The 7344-nt window shown below is 41.4% G+C and carries 6 protein-coding genes; 4 read left to right on the top strand and 2 right to left on the bottom strand.

Features of this window, described 5'->3' with window-relative positions:
- A partial coding sequence (locus V7266_RS13785) for an Ig-like domain-containing protein (RefSeq protein ID WP_335468464.1) occupies positions 1 to 501 on the top strand: 501 nt, incomplete at its 5' end.
- A gap of 60 nt (positions 502 to 561) precedes the next feature.
- Here V7266_RS13785 and V7266_RS13780 read toward each other — a convergent pair.
- Positions 562 to 1047, bottom strand: coding sequence for a sigma-70 family RNA polymerase sigma factor (locus tag V7266_RS13780; protein ID WP_335468463.1), 486 nt, complete (start codon positions 1045 to 1047; stop codon positions 562 to 564).
- Between the two features lie 444 nt (positions 1048 to 1491).
- On the opposite strand from V7266_RS13780, the gene V7266_RS13775 reads away from it, so the two are divergent.
- From V7266_RS13775 to V7266_RS13765, 3 genes are all read left to right on the top strand, one after another.
- Complete coding sequence (locus V7266_RS13775) at positions 1492 to 2061, top strand: DinB family protein (RefSeq protein ID WP_335468462.1); 570 nt, start codon at positions 1492 to 1494, stop codon at positions 2059 to 2061.
- 226 nt (positions 2062 to 2287) lie between these two features.
- Positions 2288 to 4369, top strand: a complete 2082-nt coding sequence (locus tag V7266_RS13770; RefSeq protein ID WP_335468461.1) for an EAL domain-containing protein — start codon at positions 2288 to 2290, stop codon at positions 4367 to 4369.
- A 147-nt stretch (positions 4370 to 4516) separates the two neighbouring features.
- A complete protein-coding gene (locus tag V7266_RS13765; protein ID WP_335468460.1) occupies positions 4517 to 5848 on the top strand; it encodes a hypothetical protein in 1332 nt (443 codons plus the stop codon).
- Positions 5849 to 5860: 12 nt separating this feature from the next.
- On the opposite strand, the gene V7266_RS13760 is transcribed toward V7266_RS13765, so the two are convergent.
- Positions 5861 to 6904, bottom strand: a complete 1044-nt coding sequence (locus tag V7266_RS13760; protein WP_335468459.1) for a CdaR family transcriptional regulator — start codon at positions 6902 to 6904, stop codon at positions 5861 to 5863.
- Between the last annotated feature and the right edge of the window lie 440 nt (positions 6905 to 7344).

Raw genomic sequence — 7344 nt, 5'->3', positions numbered from 1 at the left:
GATGCAAGACCAGATGTGAAAAATGCTTATCCTGCTTACAATAATGCGAATGCTGGTTATCATTATCTTTTAGATACAACGAAGATCGGAGATGGGGTGCATTCGATTACCGTTCGGGAAACTGGAAGAAACGGTTTGGTTTCCACATTGTCTCCAAAGTCATTCACGATTTCCAATGTCAGAGGAAGTCTCGATCAGCCGGCAACAGGCAGTACCATCAGTGAAAGCAAAACGGTATCAGGCTGGTTTTTGGATGAAAACGGGGTATCGAAGATTGAAATTCTTGTGGATGGGAAGGTTGTCGGCCAGGCATTTTACGGAGATGCCAGACCAGATGTGCTAAAGGTATATCCTGATTTTAACAATGCGAATGCCGGCTATCACTTTGTGTTGAATACCACAGGATTTAGCAATGGCAAACATACGATCACGGTAAGGGAAACGGGAAAAACCGGCAAGGTTGCGACGCTGCCAGGAAAAGCCGTCACGGTCTCTAACTAAAAAGGAGAGAGGCGGATTCTATCATGAATCAGCCTCTATTCCTTTCATGCATCTCAAAACCTAAACCCTCTCAAGCCCAGTACGCAGTTTTCTAAGAGCACCCATCTTCCACTGTTTCACTGCAGACACTGACACTTTCTCACGGGCAGCGATTTCTTTTACAGATAAATCCTCCATAAAGGCGGCCAAAACCCATTTGGTTTCTTTTTCTGTTAAACCATCACAATAGGATAGGAGCTGCTCTGTCTCAAACGGTGTTTCAGAGTATCCCCCCTCGACCATATCCCAATATTCTTCTTGCGGATACACATTTTCAGCCTCATACCGGCACCGTTTCGTCAATTCAAGCAATACCTTCCCCTTTATAAAGGTATAAGCATAATTCACGAAGCTTCCTTTTTCAGGGTCAAAACCTTTTTGTGATTCCCAAAGTCCAATTAACGCAGTTTGATAGAATTCCTCGCGGTTACGGTAAATTGATAAAGATTGTAAGATTCGATGAATCATCGGCGTATATTGTTCTACTAACTCTTCAAAGTTATCCAATCTAAGATCCTTTCGGGATAAGCGCGCGTTCCAATCAAATTCCTAGGTAGCTCTACCATAACGGGAAAACCGATTATCATCGAATGTCACAAATTTCAATTTGAATAACTAAAAAGGTTGTAACGGGTATATATTTCGCTCAAATTAGAAATTTGGAGGAGATTTTTGCAATCTTAGACAGATTTCATACGATTTATTCCTCGAAATCAAATCACTTCCAAGATAGAATCAAAAATACCGCATGATGATTCTAAAGCGGATGTTGCCTGCGTACTTTATAAACGAATCTCTTTGGGGAACCAGCGGAATTGATTTTTGGATTCGAAGCTTTGCCGGATGAGCTTGTTGAGGTGATCATACCAAAAGATTAACTCCTTCCATTAGCTTACGAATTAAATGAATTTAGAATGAAGTGAACATATAAGGGGAAAGGTTGGGATTAGTTTGGACACAATTATTAAAATGTTTGAGCATTTAGATTGGGCTAACCTTCGGATACTAGAATCGCTAAAAACAACTGGGGAACAAAACAGTGCGGCTAAACGATTATTGTCCCATACCTTGCTTGCGGAGGAGGTTTGGTTTAATCGAATAAAAGGATTAGATCACAATCCACATGGGATTTGGACAGAACTAAGTCTTACAGAATGTTCAAACCTTATGGAAAAAAATAAACAAGGCTTTTCTAATCTTCTAATGGGGTTATCGGAAATTAAAGCGGAGGACCTAATCGTGTATAAGAATAGTACTGGAAAAGAGTTTTCCACGTCAGTCAAAGATATTCTCATACATGTGGCGCTTCATGGGCAGTATCATCGAGGGCAAATTAACCGGTATCTGCGTGAAGAAGGATTTGAACCAGTTCATGTGGATAAACCTATTGGACATTATTTCACCGTTTCCATGGAAAAATGTCCGGTAGGCCCCCCAATATTAATTCTCCGAAAAAGTCAAATCCCTTTGACACCGTTCAGATTTAATCATTTTCTGGGGAATAATGTCGTTTCCTCATAAAAATCCATCTTCTTTACCGACAAGAAATGCATCATCCACTCACCATAATCCCCAAATCAATAGGCTAATTCCAACATTCAATCAAACGTTTGTATAGTCAACCATCAAGTGAAAAAATTCTATTTTTTTGTCAAAAAATACACAGTAAAGTGACATTTCAAACAGTAAAGAAACGGCTATTTCGCTATGATAAGGTTGTATTCACATTCCTTGAAGGGAGCCCTCTATGAGAAATCCAGGCATACATTCCGATTTACCATTTTTTATCGATTCCTTTTCGTCCATTGTGTCCAATTTGCCATTCCCATCTTATATTCTCGACCTAGAAGGCACCATCGTCCTTTCAAATGATGCAGCTATCCGTCTTACCGGATACCCACAAGCAACCGAATTTAAGAGGAATTTCATCTCCCAGTTAGACGATGAAGAGATTGATCAAGCCATCAACCATCTCAAAAGAGTTCTATCAGGAGAAAAAGTTCAATTCAACATCTCAATAAGACATAAAAATGGCTTTAGTATCCCTGTCCAAATCCTCTCCATTCCAATCGAAATCTGTGGGGCGGTCCAAGGAATCCTGGACTTCATGTTTGACCAGACAGAAAAAACGGGCCCTGGCGCCTCACTTTCACCCTTACCCCAATGGACAAAAATCCTTAATGAAAATAATATCTGTATGTGGTCCGTCGATGCCGGAACAGGCAGAACCTTGCAGATTTCCTCGGCGTGCCAAACTATTTTTGGCCACCCCCAGCGGGAATTTTTCAAGAATGCCTGTTTATGGGAGGAAATCCTTTATTCAAGTGATAAAGAGGAGGCTCTTCAACAGCTGCGTTTAATAGAAAACGGTCAACCCGCCAAACTTGAATACCGCGTTCGTACTCAGCATGGGGGATTTAAATGGGTCTCGGATTATATTACCCCAGTTCACGATGAAAACAAGCATCTAGTCCGCTATGACCGCGTCATCATGGATATCAATCATCAAAAAAAGACCGAGGAAGAGCTTAGTTATTTAGCCTTTCATGATTCCCTTACCGGGCTTCCAAATCGAAGGAAATTAGATATGGAGCTCCAAAAAGCCCTGATAGAGGCAACTGAGAAAAATCATTTTGTCGGTATTTTATTTATTGATATTGACCGATTTAAGGACATTAATGACTCGCTAGGGCACAAAATGGGGGATAAGTTTATACAAGTGATGGCCAGCAGGTTAAAAGAAAATTTACGCCCAGACGATATTATCTCGCGTCAGGGCGGGGACGAGTTCGTTGTATTATTGAAAAATTTACCCAATAGCCTGGTATTAGATGAAATGGCGGCAAAAATCAGTCAGGTGATAGCGGTGCCGATTAAACTAGTAGACCATGAATATCGGCTTAGTGTCAGTATTGGGACCAGTATTTTTCCTAACCATGGGATGGACGCGGATGTACTCATGATGAAGGCCGATCATGCCATGTACCTGGCAAAAGAGAATAAAACAGGGATCCAGCAGTATCAAACAGGGATGTCAAAAAGTCTTTCTAGAAAAATGCTGTTGGAACAATATCTTCATCGGGCTATCGAACATAATGAGCTGTATTTGGAGTATCAACCCATTATGGATGCAGGGTCAAACGGAATTATTGGATTGGAAGCATTACTTCGCTGGAAGCATCCAATATTGGGGAATATCTCACCGGGAGAGTTTATCCAAATTGCTGAGGAATCTGATATAATTCTTAAACTGAGCAATTGGGTGTTATTTACCGTCTGCGGCCAACGCCGGCGCTGGATGGATCAGGGATTAGCCCCTTTTTATATTTCGATCAATGTTCCGGCACAGCAAATCCATCAGGATCAGTTTATAGAAACCATTAAACAAGCGTTAAGAGAGTACAAGCTGTCTGCCGAATTTTTAAAAATAGAAATTACGGAACGAACCGCCATGACCAACGTGGAGAAAACCCTCAAGACGATGAGGGAGCTGCAGGAGTTTGGGGTAGATATCATTTTAGATGATTTCGGTATTGGTTATTCTTCCATTAGTTATCTAGTTCAGTATCCGTTTAATACCATCAAAATTGATAAGTCCTTTATTCAAGACCTTCACCATAACCCCACCCAAAAGTCAGTGTGCCGCTCGTTGGTCGCGATGGGAAAAAACCTTGGGATGAATGTGGTGGCAGAAGGAGTAGAGGAGCCCGAGCAATACCACTTCTTATGCAGTATTGGCTGCGATAAAATGCAAGGCTACTATTTTAGCAGGCCGATTTCGACGGATTTAGTCGAGAGTTTTACAAACCATCTCTACACGGTGCGGTAAGGATCCTGTCTATATGCACGTGTTCTTTTGTTAACGAATATTTAATTTTTTCTTCCTTCAGCCTCTTGTATTGTCATTTTTCTGGGATTACTATAGGACTTAACTATATAAAACTATTAAAGTTCATCGGGCAGGGAGAGGTTTACCATGCGAAGTTACCTCATTTTGGGGATGTGCACCTTATTTTTAGTACAATACTTTGCAGAGCTCGAGTGGCTGCAGTTCGTCGTAGTCGGGCTTTCGTTATTGGCATTCTTAGGGAGTGCCTTTAAAGCAGACCGGTTTCCACGCTGGCTCGGGATCATCATGATGACAGCAGGCGTTATCATTGAATGGCAAAAAGGAACCGGCCTTCAAGGAATCAGCGATGGGATTTTCCTAATCCTGCCATTGATTTGTCTGCTTACACTTGCGCCGCTTCTGTCGATTCCGTTAAGACTCAGCGGCTACTTTCAATCCATTGCTGCCTTATTAAGGAATCTCATTCATCAGCCGAAAAAATTATATGCTGGGATTACGGGTACGCTATTTTTACTAGCACCGGTTCTAAATTTAGGTTCGGTCCGAATTTTAAATGAGTTTATGGAAGAAATTAAGCTTCCATCCACCATGTCGGCCAAAAGTTACCTGGTCGGCTTTTCAACAGCGGTCCTGTGGTCACCGTATTTTGCATCGGTTTCCCTTGTGCTTCACTACTTGAATATTTCCTTTGAAGAGTACATTCTTTACGGAATAGGCTTGTCGGTTCTGTCGTTAATCGTTGGAAATCTTTTGTTTGCCCTATGGGAAAAACGGAATCCGCTGTCTGAAAAGTTGGCACCAAAGGCCCCGCTCGAAAAGGGCCATCGTCAGCAGTTGATGAAGCTTGTTCTATTTGTCGTCCTATTAATGAGTGCCTGCTTAGGGGTCGAGAAGCTCACTCATTGGTCCATGATCGTCATTGTGTGCCTGATGTCGATTGTAGTTCCTGCTGGGTATGGGGCGATTTCAAAAGGGTGGAAGCGAATGGTCACTCCTTTAGTGGACTTCCGCGATCGGACTGTACCGATGTTGAATAACGAAATCATGTTGTTCATGAGTGCGGGGATGCTGGCCTTTGCCATGAAGGGGACCAGTGCTGCGAATGGGGTTAGTAGGTTCCTTGGACAGCTGGCGAACCAGTCCTTTATCTTGTTTGCACTTGCTGTAATGTTGATTGTTCTATGTATTACCTATATAGGTATCCACCAAATTGCAGCAGTTGGGGCATTGGCGATGCAATTAAATCCTGCCGAGTTAGGGATAAGTAATATTGGCTTGGCCCTGCTGCTTCTGTTAACCTGGTCGATCTCGACGGCACTCAGCCCTTTTTCAGGATTAAATCTGATGGTGAGCCGCTTTGCAGGAATTTCCGGTGTTCAAACTGGTCTTCGCGCCAATGGCCTGCATTTGTCCATTCTTGCCCTGATTGGAATCGCGATTATATCGTTTATCGGATGAAAAAAACAGCCTTTATGGCTGTTTTTGCATTTTATAGAGAATATACCCCGTGAACAGCTGGAATAAATCCATAAAGTTTTTCGGATTTTTATTGGTAAGAACCTCAATCCGTTGCAGCCGATAAGCCAAACTGTTCCGATGGATATGAAGTTCCTTCGAAATAGCATTCATATCGCCGCTGTTTTTTATATAGCAAATCAGGGTCTCCATCAGCTCTTGTCCTTTCGGATTTTCATCAAGTTCTTTATAAAAATCAGTGATCTCGTTAAAAGAGATATCTTTTTTGGTCAGGTAGTCAATAAACTTTAATTCTTGATAAACGCAAATCGCCTGCGGGAACTCCATCCGTTCCACAATCTCAATTGCACGGCGGGCCTCATGGACGGACTTGGACACAATGGTATAGCTGCTGCCAATTCCAATCTTTATCTCATCTGGAGAAATGATCGCCTCAATTCGTTTTACCACATCACTATCACTTGGGACTACAAAAAGCATGGTATTCTGGTTAAGCCGAAAAGAAAATTCCTGCTCTAACAGATAGGGTTCCTTTGGGATACGCCCCTTCACGACAAGGGCTTTACGCTCTAAATTCAGATTAATTCCAATTGCTTCCCCGCTGCTGATCATAGCGGGATCATATTCATCATTGCGGAACACCCATTGATACAAGAATTCTTCTTTCATCTGTTCTTGGATACGGCGTTCCCTGAATAGAAACTCCTGGTTGATTAATAGATCAGCGGTAACCCGTACTAATTCAGCAAACGGCCCGACAATGTTAGGGTCCCCGCTGATACCGATGACGCCAATGATCTTATTACGAAAATGAATGGGCATATTGACTCCTGGCTGGGAGCTTCCCTCCGAATGATAAACCGAGACAATGGTTCCCTGCTCAATCGCAGAAACCGCTCCCTGATGGTAGGTGCCAATCCTTTCTGGTGCACCGCTGCCAATAATTAAACCAATCTCATCCATGATATTCACATTATAGGGGATGACCTTCATGACTTTATCCGCAATTTCTTGTGCTAGTGCCTGGTTAATTTTCATCAAGTTTTCCTCCGTCTAAAAGTATTCCTAAAAATATTTGTTTATTTGCCCAAAAAAAAATAAGGATTATTATCAATTTGAATGATGATTTATTTGTAAGACAATTATACAATAAAAAATGTAAACGGTTACTAAAAACAATTCAAAAAAGTTTTGCAAGGTTTGATAAACCGTCATTAATTAGTCACTTGACTAATACAACTTCACTTTTTTGACACATATTAAATTATTTTTGGTCAAATGACTAAAAACAGCTAGATAAAATTTATCAAACTGAACGAAGATATTTTTAACGAAACCGTTTACTATGGATATGTGAAGTGATTCACGAACTCGAGAATTTGAATCAACACATGTCATTAAATTTGTCATACCATTCGCATATTTGTTTACAGATTATAGGTTATTATGATTACGCAGTTGGAAATAGGGTTTGTCGT

The organism is Neobacillus drentensis (assembly GCF_036965645.1).
Taxonomy (GTDB): domain Bacteria; phylum Bacillota; class Bacilli; order Bacillales; family Cytobacillaceae; genus Neobacillus; species Neobacillus drentensis_D.
This window is presented reverse-complemented; position numbering and strand designations above follow the sequence as displayed.

Excerpts from the sequence above, each read along its gene's own strand:
- V7266_RS13770 (WP_335468461.1), top strand. The coding sequence starts at position 2,288 with ATGAGAAATCCAGGCATACATTCCGATTTACCATTTTTTATCGATTCC.
- V7266_RS13765 (WP_335468460.1), top strand. The coding sequence starts at position 4,517 with ATGCGAAGTTACCTCATTTTGGGGATGTGCACCTTATTTTTAGTACAA.
- V7266_RS13760 (WP_335468459.1), bottom strand. The coding sequence starts at position 6,904 with ATGAAAATTAACCAGGCACTAGCACAAGAAATTGCGGATAAAGTCATG.